The organism is Chromobacterium sp. IIBBL 290-4 (assembly GCF_024207115.1).
Taxonomy (GTDB): domain Bacteria; phylum Pseudomonadota; class Gammaproteobacteria; order Burkholderiales; family Chromobacteriaceae; genus Chromobacterium.
In genome coordinates this window covers 2,859,336-2,877,308 of the sequence record NZ_CP100128.1, presented here as the reverse complement: position 1 = coordinate 2,877,308, position 17,973 = coordinate 2,859,336, and the positions used below count along the sequence as shown (strand labels likewise).

The 17,973-nt window shown below is 61.0% G+C and carries 17 protein-coding genes; 6 read left to right on the top strand and 11 right to left on the bottom strand.

Features of this window, described 5'->3' with window-relative positions:
• Positions 1-72 precede the first annotated feature (72 nt).
• Positions 73-942: an ion transporter gene (locus NKT35_RS13380; protein ID WP_254293720.1), complete on the top strand. Its 870-nt coding sequence runs from the start codon at positions 73-75 to the stop codon at positions 940-942.
• Here the strand turns inward: NKT35_RS13380 and NKT35_RS13375 are convergent.
• Positions 935-1,438, bottom strand: coding sequence for an O-acetyl-ADP-ribose deacetylase (locus tag NKT35_RS13375; RefSeq protein WP_254293717.1), 504 nt, complete (start codon positions 1,436-1,438; stop codon positions 935-937). The two genes, NKT35_RS13380 and NKT35_RS13375, sit on opposite strands and share 8 nt — an antisense overlap.
• 468 nt (positions 1,439-1,906) lie before the next feature.
• Here NKT35_RS13375 and xseA point away from each other — a divergent pair, with 468 nt between their 5' ends.
• The 4 genes from xseA to NKT35_RS13355 all read left to right on the top strand — a co-directional run bounded on the left by xseA (position 1,907) and on the right by NKT35_RS13355 (position 5,885).
• Entirely contained in the window at positions 1,907-3,262 is a 1,356-nt protein-coding gene (gene xseA / locus NKT35_RS13370; RefSeq protein WP_254293713.1) for an exodeoxyribonuclease VII large subunit, read from the top strand.
• A gap of 343 nt (positions 3,263-3,605) precedes the next feature.
• On the top strand, positions 3,606-4,049 hold the full coding sequence (locus NKT35_RS13365; RefSeq protein WP_254293711.1) for a hypothetical protein: 444 nt from the start codon (positions 3,606-3,608) through the stop codon (positions 4,047-4,049).
• Between the two features lie 56 nt (positions 4,050-4,105).
• On the top strand, positions 4,106-4,300 hold the full coding sequence (locus tag NKT35_RS13360) for a hypothetical protein (RefSeq protein ID WP_254293709.1): 195 nt from the start codon (positions 4,106-4,108) through the stop codon (positions 4,298-4,300).
• Positions 4,301-4,664: 364 nt separating this feature from the next.
• Positions 4,665-5,885, top strand: a complete 1,221-nt coding sequence (locus tag NKT35_RS13355; protein WP_254293707.1) for an MFS transporter — start codon at positions 4,665-4,667, stop codon at positions 5,883-5,885.
• A 264-nt stretch (positions 5,886-6,149) separates the two neighbouring features.
• On the opposite strand, the gene NKT35_RS13350 is transcribed toward NKT35_RS13355, so the two are convergent.
• The 9 genes from NKT35_RS13350 to NKT35_RS13310 all read right to left on the bottom strand — a co-directional run bounded on the left by NKT35_RS13350 (position 6,150) and on the right by NKT35_RS13310 (position 15,817).
• Complete coding sequence (locus NKT35_RS13350) at positions 6,150-6,386, bottom strand: hypothetical protein (RefSeq protein WP_254293705.1); 237 nt, start codon at positions 6,384-6,386, stop codon at positions 6,150-6,152.
• 202 nt (positions 6,387-6,588) lie between these two features.
• Positions 6,589-7,518 carry a 4-hydroxy-3-methylbut-2-enyl diphosphate reductase gene (gene ispH / locus NKT35_RS13345; protein WP_254293703.1) on the bottom strand — a complete coding sequence of 310 codons (930 nt, stop codon included), beginning with the start codon at positions 7,516-7,518 and terminating at the stop codon, positions 6,589-6,591.
• Between the two features lie 92 nt (positions 7,519-7,610).
• Positions 7,611-8,111, bottom strand: coding sequence for a signal peptidase II (lspA, locus tag NKT35_RS13340; RefSeq protein ID WP_254293700.1), 501 nt, complete (start codon positions 8,109-8,111; stop codon positions 7,611-7,613).
• A 48-nt stretch (positions 8,112-8,159) separates the two neighbouring features.
• Positions 8,160-10,937, bottom strand: a complete 2,778-nt coding sequence (gene ileS, locus NKT35_RS13335; protein ID WP_254293698.1) for an isoleucine--tRNA ligase — start codon at positions 10,935-10,937, stop codon at positions 8,160-8,162.
• Positions 10,934-11,869: a bifunctional riboflavin kinase/FAD synthetase gene (locus tag NKT35_RS13330; protein ID WP_254293696.1), complete on the bottom strand. Its 936-nt coding sequence runs from the start codon at positions 11,867-11,869 to the stop codon at positions 10,934-10,936. Before NKT35_RS13330 ends, ileS begins: the two co-directional genes overlap by 4 nt.
• A gap of 131 nt (positions 11,870-12,000) precedes the next feature.
• A complete protein-coding gene (locus tag NKT35_RS13325) occupies positions 12,001-12,687 on the bottom strand; it encodes an OmpA family protein (protein WP_254293694.1) in 687 nt (228 codons plus the stop codon).
• Positions 12,688-12,932: 245 nt separating this feature from the next.
• Positions 12,933-13,436 carry a DUF934 domain-containing protein gene (locus tag NKT35_RS13320; RefSeq protein ID WP_254293691.1) on the bottom strand — a complete coding sequence of 168 codons (504 nt, stop codon included), beginning with the start codon at positions 13,434-13,436 and terminating at the stop codon, positions 12,933-12,935.
• Positions 13,420-15,078, bottom strand: coding sequence for a nitrite/sulfite reductase (locus tag NKT35_RS13315; protein WP_254293689.1), 1,659 nt, complete (start codon positions 15,076-15,078; stop codon positions 13,420-13,422). The genes NKT35_RS13320 and NKT35_RS13315 overlap by 17 nt, the downstream gene beginning before the upstream one ends.
• Positions 15,079-15,112: 34 nt before the next feature.
• Positions 15,113-15,817 (bottom strand): phosphoadenylyl-sulfate reductase, encoded by a 705-nt coding sequence (locus NKT35_RS13310; protein WP_254293688.1) that lies wholly within the window; start codon positions 15,815-15,817, stop codon positions 15,113-15,115.
• A gap of 112 nt (positions 15,818-15,929) precedes the next feature.
• On the opposite strand from NKT35_RS13310, the gene cysB reads away from it, so the two are divergent.
• Complete coding sequence (gene cysB / locus NKT35_RS13305; RefSeq protein ID WP_254293686.1) at positions 15,930-16,874, top strand: HTH-type transcriptional regulator CysB; 945 nt, start codon at positions 15,930-15,932, stop codon at positions 16,872-16,874.
• 207 nt (positions 16,875-17,081) lie between these two features.
• Here the strand turns inward: cysB and fabG are convergent, their stop codons facing one another.
• Positions 17,082-17,822 (bottom strand): 3-oxoacyl-ACP reductase FabG, encoded by a 741-nt coding sequence (gene fabG, locus NKT35_RS13300; protein ID WP_254293684.1) that lies wholly within the window; start codon positions 17,820-17,822, stop codon positions 17,082-17,084.
• Between the last annotated feature and the right edge of the window lie 151 nt (positions 17,823-17,973).

Sequence of the window (17,973 nt, the reverse complement as noted above, 5' to 3'; positions counted from 1 at the left end):
CTGCAAACCAAATGCCAGGCCGTCGCTCTAACCGGCTTTGTTATAGTCAAAAGAAACCTGAACCCGATTCCCATGCCTACCCAGGAAAACCTCATTCCGCTGTCCGGCTGGCGCCGCAAGCTGTACATCGTCATTTACGAGGCGGACACCCGCGCCGGCCGCCTGTTCGACCTGGCACTGACCATCGCCATTCTGGTGTCCGTCGCCTGCGTGATGCTGGAAAGCGTGGCGTCCATCCGCCAGCGCTACGGCACGCTGCTGACCGTATTGGACTGGCTGTTCACCATTCTGTTCACCATCGAATACGCCCTGCGGCTGATCTGCGTGCACAAGCCGCTGCGCTATATGAAAAGCTTTTTCGGCATCATCGATCTGCTGTCCATCCTGCCGCTGTACCTGGGGTTGTTCATCCCGGAAAGCCGCTTTCTGGCCGACATCCGCATCCTGCGACTGCTCAGGATGTTCCGCATCCTCAAGCTCAGCCGCCACCTCGGCGAGGCCGCGCAACTGCAAAAAGCGCTGCTCGCCAGCCGCCGCAAGATCACCGTGTTCCTGGTCACCGTCATTCTGCTGGTGATCGTGCTGGGCACGCTGATGTATGTGATTGAAGGCCCCGAGCACGGTTTCACCAGCATTCCGATCAGCATCTACTGGGCCATCGTCACGCTGACCACAGTCGGCTTCGGCGACATCACCCCGAAAACGCCGCTGGGACAGGCGCTGGCCAGCCTGGTGATGATCACCGGCTACGGCATCATCGCGGTGCCCACCGGCATTGTCAGCGCGGAAATCGCCCGCAGCGTTCCCGACCCCATGCCCGACAACCGCTCCGCCACCCGCCTGTGCCCGCACTGCTTCACCGAAGGCCATGATTGGGATGCCCGCTTCTGCAAGCATTGCGGCGGACAACTGCCGCGGCCGTCCAAGGGCGAGGTCAGCTGACTTCCCGGCGATAGGCCGCCAAAACCGCGGCATCGAAAGCGACGAAGCTCACCTCGCGCAAGGCATGCGGCTGGCTGGCCAACCAGCCGCGCACTTCCGCCACCGCCAGCGCGCAAGCCTCTGCCAGGGGGTAGCCGTATACGCCGCAACTGATGGCGGGGAAAGCGATGCTTGCCAACTGGTGGCGGGCGGCCAGCGCCAGGCTGTTGCGATAGCAGGCTGCCAGCAGTGCAGCTTCTCTCTGGCCGCCGCCCTGCCAAACCGGGCCCACGGTATGAATCACAAAACGCGCCGGCAGATTGAAGCCTGGCGTCAGCTTGGCTTCGCCAGTGGGACAACCGCCCAATACCCGGCACGCGGCCAACAATTCCGGCCCCGCCGCCCGGTGTATCGCCCCATCCACCCCGCCGCCGCCGAGCAGGCTGTTATTGGCGGCATTGACGATGGCATCGACGCTCAACAAGGTGATATCGCCCTGCAAACAGCGCAGCTCCATGTTCCGCTCCTCATTTTTACGCGCTTCGTCGATGATACGATGGCCGTCGCTTGTTATCATGCAGCCTGGCCGCAGCGTAGCTACCGCCGCGGCAAGTCATGGCCGGGGCAGATTGTCATGAAAATTTCATGTTGCGTCGCAAATAGCAAGTGCTTACTCCACGAGTGCTGCGGCACAACAATGCCAAACGAGAATTGCAGCAGGCATATTTACCGAATCCCGCGCCGGGCTTGCTTATCCCGGCAACCCGGGCCGAACTGTGGATAACTTTGTTGACAAGTCGGTGCACAGCTGCCTGAGAAGCCCGTCAGTCAAGGCTTCCATTGAAATTAAACCCTGTGTCCAACAATAAGTAAGCCGCTGATTTTATTGATTTTTAAATCTGATACCGAACACTCCGTCCGACCTCGCGCCAGGCCGGGCATCGAATAATTGCTCCAGAAGCGCCTTGTGGATCACTTGACAAGAATGGATTTCCTTGATCGCAATCGAGATGTCATCAGCGTCTCTTCGCTCAATCGCATGGCCCGCGACCTGCTGGAAGCCGGCATTCCGCCGGTTTGGATAGGCGGCGAAATCTCCAACCTGACGCTGGCCGCCTCCGGCCACGGCTACTTCTCGCTGAAGGATGGCGGCGCCCAGGTGCGCTGCGTGATGTTCCGCCACAAGCTGTCCTTGCTGCCGTTCCGCCTGCGCGAGGGCATGCAGGTGGAGCTGCGCGGCCAGGTCACCTTGTACGAGGCACGCGGCGATTTTCAGATCAATGTCGCCGATATGCGCGCCGCCGGCCTGGGACGCCTGTTCGAAGCATTCGAGAAGCTGAAAGCCAAGCTGCAGGCGGAAGGTTTGTTCGACACCGCGCGCAAGCGCGAGCTGCCCAGCCACCCCGCCGCCATCGGCATCGTCACCTCGCCGGCCGCCGCCGCGCTGCGCGATGTGGTCAGCACCTTGCGCCGCCGCATGCCCGGCATCCCGCTGATACTCTATCCCGCCCAGGTCCAGGGCGAGGGCTCGGCGCAGCAAATCGCCAACGCCATCCGCCTGGCTGGCGAAAGACGCGAGGTGGAAGTGTTGATCGTCTGCCGCGGCGGGGGCAGCATCGAGGACTTGTGGTCGTTCAACGAGGAGGTGGTCGCCCGCGCCGTGGCCGACAGCCCCATCCCCACCGTCAGCGGCGTCGGCCACGAAACCGACTTCACCATTTGCGACTTCGTCGCCGACCGCCGCGCGCCGACACCCACTGCCGCCGCGGAACTGGTGTCGCCCAACCGCGAGCACTTGGCGATGCAGCTGGAACAGGCCAAGCGCACGCTGGAGCGTGCGCTGGGACGCTTGCTGACCGACAAAAGCCAGCGGCTTGATTTCCTCTCGCGCCGCCTGACCCACCCCGGCGCCAAGCTGCAGGCTCAGCGCGAGAAGCTGCAGGCGCTGGAAAGCCGGCTGCGGCAAAGGGTATACGCCGCCTTCGAACAAGGCCGCTGGCGTCTGCAACTGGCCAACACCAAACTCAGCCGCCATCTGCCCGACACCGCGGCGCACGCCCAGATGCTGCAAGCCCAGCAAAGCAGGCTGGAGCGCGCGCGCGACCGCCTGCTGGAGCGCCGCGGGCAACAACTGGCGCAACTCGCCGCCACCTTGACCGCCCTCAACCCAGAGGCCGTGCTGGCGCGCGGTTACGCCATCGTGCAAAAGCAAAACGGCCAAGCGGTGAAGAATCCCGCGGAATTGCTGAATCACGAAAAAGTGACGCTGCGCCTGGCGCAAGGCGATGCCGTGGCGCGCATTGAGCACCCCAGCGGCGCCCAGCCTGAACTGCCCTTCTAAGTCCTCCCAATCCGCAGGCGCTAGCTGAACGCTGGCGTCTGCCGCCGTCTCCCCCGCGCAACACGTCCCGCCTTATTCCTTCCCAAACTATCAATATATTTGACTCTATTATTTCCATTTGTCATTATTCGCAACAGCAGCGACACATCATACATATTGCTTGATATTTTAATTAATTGAAATTTTATTGCTTTATTTTGATAGCTATTTAGTTGTAGCAACAAATCCCAGCCTATCCAGGCATGAATCGCGAACCATATGACAAACGGCTGCAAGCGCTCACGGCATCGACCTCAGAACGCGCGCCGCGCAGCTGAATTATCTCGCAGGCAGGAATGAGCCCATGAATCAGGACAAAGACAAGCTCTGCCCCAGCTCGGCCTTCGGCAGCAACGGCACCATGGTGTTCGGCATGGTGGGCGGCAGCGCCGAACAACGACGGGTGATGTATCTGAAACAGATTGTGCCGGTCGAAAGCATCGACCGCAGCCGCTTGGGCGAGATCGCGCCAGAAGAGATCTTCCGCACCGCAGGCCTCTGCGCCCAGCAAGACTGCCTCCATCACGACAAAGGCAGCTCGCAATGCACGCTGGCTAACCGGATCGTCGAGACCGCGCCGCCTGTGGTCGAACAATTGGCCTATTGCGCCATTCGCCCGCGATGCGTCTGGTGGGACCAACATGGCCGCAACGCCTGTGAGCGCTGCCCGCAGGTGGTGTCGATGGACATGAATCCCGATGAGGTCATCGCCCAAGCCCGCATCCCCCCCACCCCCGCCGCCAACTAGACGGCGGACGCGGCATTCCGGATTTTTCACCCCTCTGACAATGAAAGGAAAGCAGCATGAAGAAGTGTCAAACCATCGCAGCCGATCAACTCGACGCGCAATTGGAGCAAAGCTTGGCGCTGGCTCGCATGGCGCGCTTGAGCGACGACGAAGTGCAAGGCGTCTCCGGCGGCAAAACCACCTATGGCCCGACCACCGGTTTCGCCCCGCCGCCGCCGCGCACCACCGGCTTCGCGCCAGTCCAGCAGTAAGCTAAACGCGCAGCAAGCCGGCATGCTTGAGGCGCGCCGGCTTTCGCGCCGCAAAATGACATCCATATATTTACAAGTTTGCCGCGGAAAAATAATATAGATCGCATGTTCCGCAGCGCCGTTGCGCCTGCCGGCTAGTGAATGCCATCGTACCGCCTCGACAGCCAGCCAAGCCGTACAGGCGGCATGGCGTGCCCGATAGGCAAAGCGGAAACGCCCCCTTGATCACCGCCGCAATTGAACGCCAGGCATCAGCCATGCCCGGCCTAAGCGCTTTTTAAGATTGAGACCCCCACCCATGTGATGTCCGGCCAGACGCGTTTCGACCATTTTTGAATTCCGAAACCTCTTGGAAGGACACATCATGTTCCTGATTTTCCGGCAGGCCTTGCGCCGCCATGCTTGGCTGCGCCTGTTCTGCGGCGCGCTGGCGCTCAGCTCCATCGGCAGCGGCCTCACCTTCATCGTCGTTTTCGCGGCGCTCAGCCGACTGCAGGCCTCGCCCTCATCGTTCGCGCTGGCCTTTATCTTGTCCTCCGCCCCCGGCTTAGCGGGCAGCAAACTGGGGGAAAAACTGCTGCGCCGCGCCGATTGCCGCCATGCGCTGATGCTGGCCAAGGCAATAGGCTTGATAGGCCTGATCCTGCCGGCCCTTGGCCTGCACTGGCAGTCCATTCCCGTCTTGCAGTTGGCGGAATCCGTCTCCTCCTTGGCCGCAGGACTGGCCTTGCCCGCCATCAGCCATTACAGCAAAGCAAAATTGGCAGAAAACGAGCTGGCCGCCGCGGCCTTTATCGATACGCTGGTCTTCGCCTGCCATGTGTTGCTCGGCATAGGCATTGGCGTCTGGCTGGAGGGGCGCATCGACGACAGCCTGCTGTTGCTGCTGAATGCCGGCAGCTACGCGCTGGCCATCGCCCTGCTCTGCCGCTTGCCCGCCCTGCGCAGCGAAACCGGAGCGCAAGCACCCGTTCAGGCGCTGCCGCCGCAGCTAGATAGCGCGCAGCGCGGCAGTCTGCTGCTGTTGCCTGCGCTGACGGCGGTCGGCGCGCCGGCCATGGCCTTGCTGCCCACGCTGACGCCTCATGCATCCTCGCCGCAGCAAACCGTGCTGGCGCTATTATTCGCCCGCAGCCTTGGCCAACTATGCGGCCCGCTGCTGATCCGCGAGCGGCAGCTGCAAAACCAGCCGCTGCGCCTGATTCTGCTGTGCCTGGCCGGTTTCGTCGGCTGCTATCAAATGGCAGCGGTCCTGCCATGGCTGAGTGCGGCGCTGATCCTGGTTTTCCTGGCCCATGTGCTGAGCAATGTGGTGTTCTGCCTGGGCTGGCATGGCCTGCTGCGGCGGTTTGACGCGGCGCAGATTGCCGCCGCCAGCGCTTGCAGCTATCGGCGGCAAGTTTGGGTGGCTGCCTTGAGCGCCGCAGCAGCAGGCTTGCTGGCCGATGAAATTGGCAGTCAAACCGCTTTGCTGCTTTGCAGCGGCAGCGGCTTATCGCTAAGCGCCGCCGTGCTATGGCGCTCGCGGCTTTCTCCGGCCGTTAGCCCGCGCGACGATGCGACACGCCAGCCGTCCTGCGACTGACAATTCAGCAAGCCGCTCGCGGAATGCGGACATCCGCCGCGCGTTCAATCGACAGTTCAGGCGTGAACCGCCCGCGAGCGGCTAAGCCGGTTCAAAACCGCGCCACGACTTGAGCCATGTGAAATGGTCCGCCTTGGCGGATCGACCCAAGGCGAGATCAAGCCAAACATGGCATGGATGAGCCCCAAACCAGCGATAGAATAGAAATGAAGACGGCGGCGCAAGGCGCGCCGCCGTCTTTTGGGATAATGCTAACGCTTTAGACTATTTACTGGGCGTCGTCGGGCTGGCATGCCGAATTTGATCAAATAGCTCCTGCTGGGCGCCATCGGTAAGCGTGGTCGTTCTGCTGTCGCTGTGACGCGCGATATTGCTGCCTAAGGAATACGCCGGCACTTGCCAATTTTGATCCTCTTCGCTTTGCTTATCGCCGGAAGGCGCCGCGGCGCAGCCGGATATCAGCAAGACCAATAGCGGCAAGACTATTTTAATGAGCTTCATATGGTGTTCATCCTATGGAAAAAGATTGGCGTCGGCGCACGCAGTCTTGCCTTATTCCATTATCCTATTCAAACAATCCCACCCTGTAAATGGCCCCCTTTAGCCTTGCCGCGCGCTCCTCGCCCCATGGTCCGCGCCAACACTCTGCGCATACGCAAAGGCCGCCTCAAACGGGCGGCCTGTTCACGTCACGGCGCTCTGCTCAGGAGCGCAGCGCCGGCGGCAAAGCGAAGACCGTATTCTCTTCCACGCCGGGCAATTCCGTCACATGGCTGACATCGAATGCCTTGATGCGATCGATCACCGCCTGCACCAGCACCTCCGGCGCGCTGGCGCCGGCCGTCACCCCGACACGGGTCTTGCCGACGAACCAGTCCGGTTCCAATAATTCGGCCTGGTCCACCATATAGGCGTCCACGCCCTTCAACGCCGCCACTTCGCGCAGGCGGTTGGAGTTCGAGCTATTGGGCGAGCCGACCACCACCACGATATCGCACTGCTCAGCCAACTGCTTCACCGCATCCTGGCGGTTCTGCGTGGCGTAGCAGATATCGTCTTTCTTGGGGCTATGAATGGCCGGAAAGCGCTCCTTGAGCGCGGCGATGATGTCGCGCGTCTCATCAACCGACAAAGTCGTTTGGCTGACATAGGACAGCTGTTCCGGATGCCTCACCTCCAGCGTCGCCACGTCGTCCACGGTCTGCACCAGATACATGCCGGAACCGACCTGCCCCATGGTGCCTTCCACCTCGGGATGGCCCGCATGGCCGATCATGACGATTTCCATGCCGGCCTTGTTCATCCGCTTCACCTCGACATGCACCTTGGTGACCAGCGGACAGGTGGCGTCGAACACGTTCAATCCCAACGCCTCCGCCTCGGCGCGCACCGACAAGGGCACGCCATGGGCGGAATAGACCAGCGTGCTGCCGGCCGGCACGTCCTTCAGCTCTTCGATGAACACCGCGCCCTTATTGCGCAGGTCTTCCACCACAAAGCGGTTGTGCACCACTTCATGGCGGACATAGATGGGCGCGCCGTATAGCTCGATGGCGCGCTCGACGATGGCGATGGCCCTATCCACGCCGGCGCAGAAGCCGCGCGGGTTGGCAAGCATGATGGTCTTCGTCATCTGTATTTCCTTAATCTGTCCAGGGTTTTGCCCTGCGCATGCACGAATGGCCCGCGCCGCGGGCCATTGCTTTGAATCCAATCACCGTCCGCTCAAGGCGTCGGCTTTTTCAGGCTGTCCAGCACCATCAGCGCCGCGCCGACGCAGATGAAGGAATCCGCAAGATTAAAAGCCGGGTAGTACCACTGGTTGTAGTAGTGCACCATGATGAAGTCGATCACATGGCCATAGGCCAAACGGTCTATCACATTGCCCAGCGCGCCGCCGATGATGAAGGCGGCGGCCAGATTCATCAGGCCGCTAAAGCGCCCCTTGACGATGTTCCAGCCCAGCCAGCCCGACACGGCAAAGGCCAGCAAGGTGAATAAATACTTTTGCCAACCGCCCGCATCGTGCAGAAAACTGAAGGCTGCGCCGGAATTGTAAATCAAGGTGAAGCTGAAAAAGCCCTCTATCACCGAACGCACTTCCGCATACTGGAAATTGCCGTTGAAATACAGCTTGCTGACCTGGTCCAGCACCACCACCAGGGCCGCCAGCACAAACCATTTCATCCAGCGCCCTGCGCCCGGCATCGTCATTGCAGAATCCATCTATAGCTTTCCATTCAACACCGGGGCCGCCTTGCGGCCCCGGATGGATCAGGCATGCAGGCGCTGCTCGCCCTGGCCGTCAAGGTTGTCCACGCAGCGGCCGCACACCGCGCCATGGCCGGCATGGCTGCCGACGTCGGTGCGGTAATGCCAGCAGCGATCGCACTTCTCATGCGTCGACGGCGTCACGCGGATAGCCAGTTCAGCCGCTTCGCTCACCGCCACCTTGGACACGATCAGCACGAACTTGAGCTCGTCGCCCAGGCTCAGCAAAGCGCGGGCCAGTTCGGCCGGGGCCGCGATCTCCAGTTCAGCCTGCAGCGAGGAGCCCAGCTTGTCGGCGCTGCGCAGCTCTTCGATCTGCTTGTTGGCGGCGGCCCGCAGCTCGCGGATGGCTTGCCACTTGATCGCCAGCGCATCCTCGCGCTCGGCGGCCTGCGCCGGGAATTCGTGCCAGATGTGATACAGCGTCGACTCTTCTTCGCTATCCACCAGCACATTCCAGGCCTCGTCGGCGGTGAAGCACAGGATAGGCGCCACCATCAGCAACAGGCTGCGGGTGATGTGATAGAGCGCGGTCTGGGCGCTGCGGCGAGCGTGGCTGTCGGCCTTGGTGGTGTACAGGCGGTCCTTGATCACGTCCAGATAGAAGGCGCCCAAGTCCTCGGAACAATAGCCGACCACTTCCTGCACCACATGGTGGAAGGCGTAGCGGGAGTAAAGCTCGCCCACGACCTTCTCTTGCACCTGGCGCGCGCGCAGCAGCGCGTATTGGTCCATCTCCACCATCTTGGCCACCGGCACGGCGTGTTCGATCGGATCAAAGTCCGACAGATTGGCCAGCAGGAAACGGATGGTGTTGCGCAGGCGGCGGTAGCTCTCGGTAGTGCGCTTCAGGATTTCCTGCGACAGCGACATGTCGCCGGAGTAGTCGGCGCTGGCCACCCACAAGCGCAGGATGTCCGCGCCCAGCGTGCCGCATATTTCTTCCGGATCGATGCCGTTGCCCTTGGACTTGGACATCTTGTAGCCCTTGTCGTCCACGGTGAAGCCGTGGGTCAACAATTGCTTGTACGGCGCGCGGCCGATGGTGGCGCAGCCGGTCTTCAAGGACGACTGGAACCAGCCGCGGTGCTGGTCCGAGCCTTCCAGGTACAGATCAGCCGGCCAGGCCAGCTCCGGGCGCTGCTTCAGCACCGCGAAGTGGGTGGCGCCGGAATCGAACCATACGTCCAGCGTGTCGGTCAGCTTGCGGTATTGCTCGGCCTCGTCGCCCAGCAGCTCCTTGGCGTCCAGGCTGAACCAGGCTTCGATGCCCTGCTGCTCGATGCGCAGCGCCACTTCCTCCAGCAATTGCGCCGAGCGCGGATGCAGCTCGCCCGACTCCTTGTGGATGAAGAAGGTCATCGGCACGCCCCAGTTGCGCTGGCGCGATACGCACCAGTCGGGGCTGTTCTTGATCATCGCGTCCAGGCGGGCGCGGCCCCAGGCGGGGAAGAACTCGGTGGCGTCCACCGCGCGCTGGCTGATTTCGCGCAGCGTCTCGCCGCCATTGGCCTGGCGGTCCATGCTGATGAACCATTGCGGCGTGGCGCGGAAGATGATGGGCGTTTTATGGCGCCAGCAGTGCGGGTAGCTGTGCTCCAGCTTGGCCTTGTGCACCAGCGCGCCGTGTGCTTCCAGCGTTTCGATCACGCGCGGATTGGCGTCCCATACCAGCATGCCGGCGAAAATCTCGGTCGTGCTCTTGTAGCGGCCGTCATCGGCCACCGGATTGGCGATCGGCAGCTTGTACTGCAGGCCGGCCTGGAAGTCTTCCAGACCGTGAGCCGGCGCGGTGTGCACCAGGCCGGTGCCCGCGTCGGTGGTGACGTGGTCGCCCAGGATCACCGGCACTTGGCGGCTGTAGAACGGGTGTTGCAGCTGGATCAGCTCCAGCGCCTCGCCCTTGGCTTCGCCCAGCACGCGGAAGTCTTCCACGCCGTAGCGCTTCATCGCCGACTCGACCAGGTCCTTGCCGAGGATCAGCTTGCCCTTGGGGGTATCGACCAACTGGTAATCCAGGTTGGCGCCGGCGGCGACCGCCTGGTTGGCCGGCAGCGTCCACGGCGTGGTGGTCCAGATCACCGCCATCGCGCCATTCGCGTCGGCGCCGAAGGCGGCGCTGGCCTTGTCGGCGTCGATCACCTTGAAGCCGACGTCGATCGCCGGCGACACCTTGTCTTCGTATTCCACTTCGGCTTCGGCCAGCGACGAGCCGCACTCGATGCACCAGTGCACCGGCTTCTCGCCCTTGGTCAGATAGCCGTTTTCATGGATCTTGCCGAGGGTGCGGACGATGTCGGCCTCGGTCTTGAAGTCCATGGTCAGATAGGGATTGTCCCAATCGCCCAGCACGCCCAGGCGGATGAAGCCCTTCTTCTGGCGCGCCACCTGCTCCTTGGCGTATTCGCGGCACAGCTCGCGGAACTTGGCCGCCGGGATGTCCTTGCCATGCAGCTTTTCCACCATCAGCTCGATCGGCAGGCCGTGGCAGTCCCAGCCCGGCACGTAAGGCGCGTCGAAGCCGGCCAGCGTCTTGGAGCGGACGATGATGTCCTTCAACACCTTGTTGACCGCATGGCCAAGGTGAATGTCGTTATTGGCGTACGGCGGGCCGTCATGCAGGATGAACTTGGGACGGCCGGCCGACAATTTGCGCAGCTTTTCGTAGCGCTTCTCTTCTTGCCAGCTCTTGACCCAGGCCGGTTCGCGTTTGGCCAGATCCCCGCGCATGGCGAAGGGTGTATCCAGCAGGTTTACGGTTTTACGATAATCGATGCTCATGCCTGCTCTCGCTGCAAACTTGTCAAATAGGTCTTGGCGCTGGCCGCGTCGCGTTCAATCTGCGCCACCAACGTCGCCAAATCATCATAGCGCGCTTCATCGCGCAATTTTTTCAGGAAGCGCACCGTCAGCCGCTTGCCGTACAGATCGCCGGAAAAATCAAACAAATGCACTTCCAGCTTGTAATCCGGCGTATCGCTGACCGTCGGGTTCAAACCCAGGCTGGCCACGCCGCCCAAACGGCCGAACGGCGTATCCGCCTGCACCACGAACACGCCTTGCAAGGCCGGCTTCAAATGCGGCAAATGAATGTTGGCCGTGGGAAAGCCTATGGTACGCCCGAGCTTCTTGCCGTGCATCACCTTGCCGGACAAGCGGTAGATATCGCCCAGCAAAGCGTTGGCCGCCTCCAGATCGCCGGCCGCCAGCTTTTGCCGCACCAAGGTGCTGGAAGCGCGCTCGCCCTGCACCAGCACCGACGGCATCGCCTCGGTGACGAAATGCGGACAGGAAGCCAGCAACTCGAAATTCCCTTGCCTGGCCGTGCCAAACTGGAAATCATCGCCAATCAGCAGGTAGCGCGTTTTCAAATCCTTGACCAGCACTCGCTCGATGAATTCCGACGCCGTCATTTTCGAGAAGCTATGGTTGAAGCGGAATACGAACACGTAATCCACCAGCCCCGACTCCTCCAGCTCCACCAGCTTGTCGCGCAAGGTGGACAAGCGCGCGGGCGGATTGGCGCGGGAAAAGAACTCGCGCGGATGCGGCTCGAACGTCAGCACGGCGGTCGGCAAGCCCCGGCCTGCGGCTTCCTGCCGCAAGCGCTGCAACATGCGTCTATGCCCCTGGTGCACGCCATCGAAATTGCCGATGGTCAACGCGCAGCCCGGCAGGCCGAAACGGCTAGGATCCCCAAGAAATACCTGCATTTGCGGTCTTCACACATCCTGAAACCTTCGATTGTAGCCGCGCACGGTCAATAGCGTCCAGCCGTTATCCGCCTCTCCAAAAACAAAAAAGCCTCGCATCGCTGCGAGGCTCTTTCATGCGAAAGGAAAGCTTAGTTGGCTTTCTTTTCGATCATGGTTTCCTTGACTGCGTCGATGGTCAGTTCCACGCGACGATCAGACTCGATGCAAGCCTTGATTTCGGCGTTTTGCTTCTTGTTCTTCACGTATTTCGGGAACTTGGCCTTACACTCGTCGGTCATCTTGGCTTCAGCCTTGCCCTTGCCAACGGCGGTTACCTTCTCAGCCGGCACACCAGCGTCAACAAAGTAAGCCTTCACAGCGTCAGCGCGCTTCTGGGACAGAGCGTTGTTCAGCTTGTCAGAACCCAGGAAGTCGGTGTAACCGTCGATTTCAACGCCGTTCAGGTGGCCTTGGCCAGCGTGGGCCTTCAGCTTGGCAACCAGCGGATCCAGTTCGTTCTTGGCATCCGGACGCAGCACGGTCTTGTTGAAGTCGAACAGAACCTTGGCGGACAGGGTAACCTTTTCCTTCTGGGCAACCAGAACAGTCTTCGGCGCTTCCACTACCGGAGCCGGCTTGGCGGCTTCGCGGTCGCCACACTCAACCAGGCCGTCCTTGGCCTTGTCGAAGTAGGTGGTCTTCCAGCATTCGCCGTAGCTATTGCGGGTCACTGCGTCAGTGGATTGGTCAACGGCATAACCCGGTTTGGCAGCAAAAGCGCTAGCAGAAACCAACAGGGCGGCAACCAGTGCGCTCAGTTTCAGCTGTTTAGTCATGTTATTCCCTCTTCAATCTATAAAATGGGTAGCAATGCGGGCTGACGCAAAGACCACGCGAAACAAGTTGACTGCAAACATCAGAGATGGCTACATGCTGTGTTGATGCAGTTAACCCGCACTATAGAAATGCGGCAACCCCGTGTCAACACGCTATGCAACGCGACCCCCTGCTTTCGTTGCATAAATGCATCACATTTCACTAATTTTATTCATCACTGTATCTCACTCGCGACACATTACCATCATGTGACGCGTCGGCGAAACAGTGGGACCGGTTGGCGATATGTCACCTGATAGTTTTCACTAAAAGTGTTATAACAATCCTCGCCAACCCAAGTTTTGCCGTCTTTGATCGCGAATGCGTCGAAACCCACCAGCCATAATGGCCGAATCACATCAGACCAGACATCGCCTATCGCCCGAAGTTCTCCAGAGAATCCATAACGTTCGCGCAACAGCCGTCCCTGGCTATACCCCCGTCCATCGGTAAAGGCCGGAAAATCAATGGCGATGACCGGCAAAACCGCCAAGTAAGGCGACAATGCGGCGGGATCGTCATCCGGCGCCAGCCAGACGCCGACCTGCCCCGCGCGCGACTGCCAGCCGGACGCATCCGCCAGCCAAGCGGCCATCGGCACGATCAGCCTTGCCTCCACCGGCGCATCCGGCAACGCGCCTTGCTCATCCTGCCGCAACAAAAGCCACTCATCCGCCTGAACGCGGCCATCCTTAATGAACTGGGGCATAGACCCTCTCCTTGAAAGGCTCCACGCCCACTCGGCGCAGCGTTTCGATAAAGCGCTCGCCAAGTAGACGCCGCTCCAAGTAGACCTGCATGATTTTAGCGAAAGCCGCGGGCACGTCCGCCTGGGCGAAAGACGGGCCGATCACCTTGCCGATGGCGGTATCGCTGCCCTGGCTGCCGCCCAAGGTGATCTGATACCACTCCTCGCCATTCTTATCGACGCCGAGTATGCCGATGTTGCCGATGTGGTGATGGCCGCAGGCGTTCATGCAGCCTGAGAAATTACAGGCGATATCGCCCAGATCGTACAAATAATCCAGATCGTCAAAGGTTTTCTGGATGGCGTTGGCCACCGGAATCGAACGCGCATTGGCCAGCGCGCAGAAGTCGCCGCCCGGACAGCTGATGATGTCGGTCAACAGGCCGATATTCGGCGTAGCCATTCTTTGCGCGCGCGCCTCCAGCCACAAGGCGTGCAAATCCTTTTGCGCCACATCCGGCAAGACCAGGTTTTGCTCATGCGCCACGCGCAGTTCGCCAAAGCCGAAGCGATCCGCCCACTCCGCGGCGGCTTCCATCTGCTCCGCGCCGATATCGCCGGGCGGCGCGCCGGTTTCTTTCAGGGACAGCACCACCGAACGATACCCCGGGTGGCGATGAGGCTTGGTATTGCGCTCATACCAGCGGGCGAAGGCCTTGTCTGCCGCCAACGCCTCGGTCAGTTCCGCGGGATTATCGGCCAAGGCCGCATATTCCGGATCACCGAAGAAGCTGGCGTAGTGCTCGACATCTTCTTCGCGCAGCGTGGCCGGGCCATCTTTCAGGTGCAGCCATTCGTCTTCCACCTTGGCGGCGAAACCTTCGCGCGTCATGGCCTTGACCAAAATCTTGATCCGCGCCTTGTATTTGTTGTCGCGGCGGCCGAAGCGGTTGTACACCCGCAGCACCGCGTCCAGATAGGTCAGCAGATGCTGGCGGGGCAGGAATTCGCGTATCACTTCGCCCACCATCGGCGTGCGGCCCAGGCCGCCGCCGACGATCACCTTGAAGCCGGACTCGCCGGCCGCGTTGCGGCTGACATGCAGGCCGATGTCGTGAACCATGGTGGCAGCGCGGTCTTCGACGCTGCCCGAAACGGCGATTTTGAACTTGCGCGGCAGGAAGGTGAATTCCGGATGCAGCGTGCTCCACTGGCGAATGATTTCGCAATACGGCCGCGGATCGAACAACTCATCGGCCGCCACGCCGGCGAAGGCGTCGGTCGTGGTGTTGCGCACGCAGTTGCCGGAGGTCTGGATCGCATGCATCTCCACCGTCGACAGCTCTTCCAGAATGTCCGGCACCTTGGCCAGCTCCGGCCAGTTGAATTGAATATTCTGCCGGGTGGTGAGATGGCCATAGCCCCTGTCATAGCGGCGCGCGATATCGGCCAGCTTGCGCAGCTGGATGCTGCGCAAATGGCCATAGGGTATGGCCACCCGCAGCATGGGCGCGTGGCGCTGCACATACAAGCCATTCATCAGCCGCAAAGGGCGGAATTCGTCCTCGGTCAGCTCTCCCGCCAGAAAACGGCGGGTCTGGTCGCGGAACTGGTCGACGCGCTCGCGCACCAGGCGATGATCGACTTCATCATATCGATACATTTTAGATTCCTGCAGATAAGCCGATGGCGGCGGGTCAGACGGGGCGCTTGAGCGGGCTGGCCTTGGCATGCAGCCCGCACTCCTTGGTTTCCGGGTTTTCCCACCACCAGCGGCCGGCGCGGATGTCCTCGCCCACGCTGATGGCCCGCGTACAGGGCGCGCAGCCTATGGATGGGTAGTGCCGGTCGTGCAAGGCGTTATAAGGCACTTCATTTTCACGCAGATATTGCCAGACCTCGGCTTCGGTCCACTCCAACAGCGGGCTGAATTTCAGCAGGCCGTTATCGGCGTCGAACTCCCGCTCGGCCAGATCCTGCCGCGTCGGCGATTGCTGGCGGCGCAGGCCGGTGATCCAGGCGGCGCGTCCGGACAGCGCGCGCTTCAGCGGTTCCAGCTTGCGCACGGCGCAACAGGACTTGCGCGCTTCCACGCTTTGGTAAAAGCCATTGACGCCATGCAGGCTGACATATTGCTCGGTGGCGGCAGTGTCAGGGAAGTACACCCTGACCGGATGGCCGGGATAGCGCTCGGCCACCTGCTGCATCAGCTCATAGGTTTCCGCCGGCAGACGGCCAGTATCCAGGCTAAAGCTTTGCAAGGGCAAATTCAGCCTGGCGATCAGGTCGGTCAACACCATGTCTTCGGCGCCGTAGCTATTAGCCAGCACGGCGTCGGGATGTTCATCGGCGATGGTTTGCAGCAAGGCCGTGGCGGCGGCCAATTTGGACTCCAGGCTCATCAAGCGCTCCGAGGATGGTTCGAGCCTATCCTAATCAAAGGGCTTATAAACCTAAAAGAATATTGTGTTAGTATTTAATGACTGCAGGTTTTATAGAGGACAGACCCCTGACATGAAATTACAACAACTCAGATATTTGGTGGAAGTGGCCAAGCAGGGATTGAATGTCTCCGAGGCCGCTGAAAAACTGCACACATCACAACCAGGCATTTCCAAGCAGATCCGCCTGCTGGAAGACGAGCTGGGCATCCAGGTATTCATCCGCAATGGCAAGCGCGTGGTGTCGGTATCCGAGCCCGGCAAGGAAGTGCTGCGCATCTCTGAACGCATCCTGCGCGAAGCACAGAACCTGAAGCGCGTCGGCGATGAATTCTCCCGAGAATCCGAGGGCGCCCTCACCATCGCCACCACCCACACCCAAGCCCGTTACGCGCTGCCGCAAGCCATCGCGGAATTCGTGCGCCGCTATCCCAAAGTGCGCCTGTCGCTGAAGCAAGGCAGTCCCACCCAGATTTGCGAGATGGTGGTATCCGGCGAGGCCGATCTCGCCATCGCCACCGAAGGCATTTCCCTGTACAAGGAACTGGCGATGCTGCCCTGCTACGAGTGGAACCGCTCGGTGGTGGTGCCCAAGAATCATCCCTTGACGGAGCTGGGGCGCGAAATCACGCTGGCCGACATCGCCGATCATCCGATCGTCACTTACGACTTTGCCTTCGCCGGCCGCTCCAAGATCAACAAGGCCTTCTCCGACCAGGGGCTGACGCCCAATGTGGTGCTGACCGCCATCGACACCGATGTGATCAAGACCTATGTTTCGCTGGGCCTGGGCATAGGCATCATCGCCAGCATGGCCTTCGAGCCGGAGCGCGATCAAAACCTGGTATCCATCGACGTCGGCCACCTGTTCGACCCGTCCACCACCAAGATCGGCATTCGCAAGGACGCCTATCTGCGTGGCTTCGCCTACACCTTCATCGAGCTGTTCGCGCCCCACCTGCACCGGCGCGAGGTGGATTCCGCCCTGCTGGCTTACGATGGCGATCTGGACGAATGATCGGACCAGGCTGAGACAAGATAATCGGGGGCGATGCCGCGCAAAGCCTGGCCTCGCCACCCAGTTGGCGGCGTCCACAGCCTGCCCATAGCGTCCCTCCGCCCTTGCCCTGCCAGGGCGCCTCGCCATCAAGAAGGCGAGAAAAGCCTTTCCGCCATGCAAAACGCCCCGGCATCCGGGGCGTTTTGCATCGAGCGTGATCGCCGCTTACAGCGTCAGGCCGCCGGTCACTTCGATGGCGGCGCCATTGATGTAGCTGGCTTCGTCCGACGCCAGGAAGGCATAGACGTTGGCGATTTCGGCCGGATCGGCCATGCGGCGCATCGGCACCTTTTCTTCCATCGCCTGCAGCACTTTTTCCGGCATCGCCTTCAGAATCGGCGTGGCCACGAAGCCCGGACATACGGCGTTGGCGCGGATGCCCTTCTTGCCCAATTCCTTGGACCAGGTCTTGACGAAGCCGATCACGCCGAACTTGGCCGCGGCGTAGTTGGTCTGGCCGAAGTTGCCATAAACGCCCACCACCGAGGACGCGTTCAGGATCACGCCGCCGCCCTGCTCCACCATGGTGTCCACCACGGCGCGGGCACAGTTGTAGACGCCCTTCAGGTTGATGTCGATCACCTTGTCGAACTGATCTTCCGTCATCTTGATCAGTTGCGCGTCCTGCACGATGCCGGCATTGTTGACCAGCACATCGATGCGGCCGCAACGGTTTTTCAAGTCGGCGACCATTTCGGCGATCTGCCCCTTATTGGTCACATCCACCTTGTAACCGTAAGCCTCGCCGCCCAGCGCCTTCAGCTCGTCGACCACGGCGTTGACGGCTTCCAGGTTGAGATCGCACACCGCGACGATGGCACCCTCTTTGACGAACTTCTCTGCGGTCGCTTTGCCGATGCCGCTGGCAGAGCCGGTGATGATGGATACTTTCCCTTTCAAACGCATGATATTTCCTTCTCTCACTGCTTTGCAGATCTCATCAGTTCTCCAGGACGGATGAGCGCCATGGTCTCCCACATCGGCCTTCCCGGCCCGGTCCCTGATTATTGTTATCGCGCCCGAAAGCGCATAAAAAAAGCGGGAGTTTGTGCGCTGC